The sequence below is a fragment of the Wandonia sp. genome, assembly GCF_984588085.1.
Genome location: NZ_CFIGVI010000042.1, coordinates 1 through 2,354 on the forward strand (window position 1 = coordinate 1; position 2,354 = coordinate 2,354).

The window sequence follows — 2,354 nt, forward strand, 5'->3', positions numbered from 1 at the left end:
ATAACAAATAATTGAATCAGCGGGGGGCATATATTGCTCCCCGCTTTTTTTGTATCTATTCTTTTGTAAAAACTTCTATTTTTCCCTGTGTCATGAAAATTCATTAAATTCACCCAACAAAAGTTAATTAGTATGACAGCTCCTTTTAATCTTCAGAAATGGATAGACGAGAACAGAGACTTATTAAAACCCCCGGTTGGTAATAAGAATTTGTATAAAGAAGCTGGTGATTTTATTGTTATGATTGTCGGTGGACCTAATGCCCGAAAAGACTACCATTACAATGAGTCGGAAGAACTCTTCTACCAATTGGAAGGAGATATACTTGTAAAAATACAGGAGAATGGAAAAGCGAAAGACATTCCTATCAAACAGGGGGAAATGTTTTTACTTCCTGCAAATGTACCCCATTCACCAATACGGGGAGCGAATACAGTCGGGCTTGTTATAGAAAAAGTCCGGAAAGGAACTGATTTACAGGATGGATTGATGTGGTTCTGCGAAAAATGCAATACAAAACTTCACGAATATCGCTTCCCTCTTTCAAATATCGAAAATGATTTTCTTCCGAGATTTAAAGAGTTCTATACTTCTGAGGAACTAAGGACGTGTTCAAATTGCGGGCATGTTATGGAAGCGGATGAGCGTTTTATATAGCTCATCTAAATAAATATTCTCTATTCATTTTTCTTGGCGAATTTACCTGTCTATCTGAGTAGATTGACATGACCATTGATTCGATGAGGAATTAAATCCGGTCCTTTGTACTCTATGACCCAGATATAAGTGCCATCCGGTACTATCTTCCCTCCATAAGTACCGTCCCAACCGATGTTGAAATTATTACTTTCAAAGATAATCTCACCCCATCGATTAAAGATCTTCAGGTTATACTCTTTTATATTTCCCCCTTCTGCTTTAAACACGCCGTTAAATTTATTCCCGTCCGGTGTAAATGTATTCGGCACATAAATAATTGCGTCAAAATGAATGGTAATATCATCTTGTGCAATACATCCATTCTCATCGACGAAAGTAACCGTGTAGGTGATGGTTTCTTCGGGGTAAGCTGAGCTTTCCTGACAATTCGGGCAGCTTAAAAACTCAGAAGGACTCCATGAATAAGTTCCCTCTCCTACTCCTTTTGCCGAAATATCAATAGGATCTCCCGGGAATCCATAATAGTCGGGAGAAGTTTGCACAAAAGCCGGAGGAAATAAATCAACAAATACACCTGCAGTATCTGTACAACCTGTATCATCTGTTATATAAACCATGTATCGAGTTGGTAAAGAAGGCTGTACAGTTACGTTTGCAGCTCCCTGTGGATACAATCCTTCAGAAGGAGTCCATTCGTAAGCTACACCTCCGTCTGCCCACAGAAAAGCTACCTCACCGGGACAAATAATAGTGTCATTTCCTGCGAGAGACTCCACACGGATCACATTCACATAAAAACTGTCGGGAGTTTCACCACAGGTATTATAGCCGACAAGGTAGTACCACATACTTTCATCGGGCCATACGCGAATCTCAGAATCTGTGAGAGAAGATATATTTATATCCGGACTCCATTCATAGCTATTTGCCCCTGATGCAATTATAAGCGCCTCATCACCATAACACAGATCCAGAGAATCAATCAAATCAATCACCGGAACCATCGTATCAACCTGTATATGCAAATCTCCGGAAACCTCACAGCCATCAGTCGTTATCCCATCAACAGATATAGTTGTTGAATTTTCAGGAAAAATAGTTGTAGGGTATCCGCCTGAGTTTGAAAACACATCGGAGGGTGACCAAACAACACTTTGCAAATTGCCAAGATTCAAATCAACCGGAATCGTATCTCCGCGACACAAAATCGTATCGGCAATTATCTCCAGTTGGGCCTCATATACTTCAACCAACACTTCGGAGGTATCAGATCCGCATTCGTTAGAAATAATAACTTCAAAAGTAGTTGTTTCTTCTATAGAGGCGATTGGGTTAGCAATATTGGGATTATTCAGCAAGTTAGCAGGCGACCACTCATACGTATCTCCTCCCGATGCAGATAACTGAACCTGTGTTCCAGGGCAAACCGGATCAGATATCGCCTGTACTTCGCCACCAAACTCACGAATAGAAATATCAAAATAAGCCGTATCCGATTGATAACAATTATTTGTATCAATTACTACCAGCATCACCTGATAATCCCCCGGACCTGCATACAAATGAGAAGGGTTAATTTCTGTTGAAGTATTCCCGTCACCAAAATCCCAGAAAAACTGGTTTCCATTGCTTGAACTATTCTGAAATATAACCGGGTTCGGAAGACAAACAATCGGCTCCGTATCTCCTATGGC

At 40.3% G+C, this 2,354-nt stretch carries 2 protein-coding genes; one reads left to right on the forward strand and one right to left on the reverse strand.

Annotated elements, in window-relative coordinates; all coding sequences use genetic code 11:
* The first annotated feature begins 126 nt into the window (after positions 1 to 126).
* Positions 127 to 657: a 3-hydroxyanthranilate 3,4-dioxygenase gene (locus tag AC4PL9_RS12595; RefSeq protein WP_491605115.1), complete on the forward strand. Its 531-nt coding sequence runs from the start codon at positions 127 to 129 to the stop codon at positions 655 to 657.
* Positions 658 to 707: 50 nt separating this feature from the next.
* On the opposite strand, the gene AC4PL9_RS12600 is transcribed toward AC4PL9_RS12595, so the two are convergent.
* A partial coding sequence (locus AC4PL9_RS12600; RefSeq protein WP_491605100.1) for a T9SS type B sorting domain-containing protein occupies positions 708 to 2,354 on the reverse strand: 1,647 nt, incomplete at its 5' end.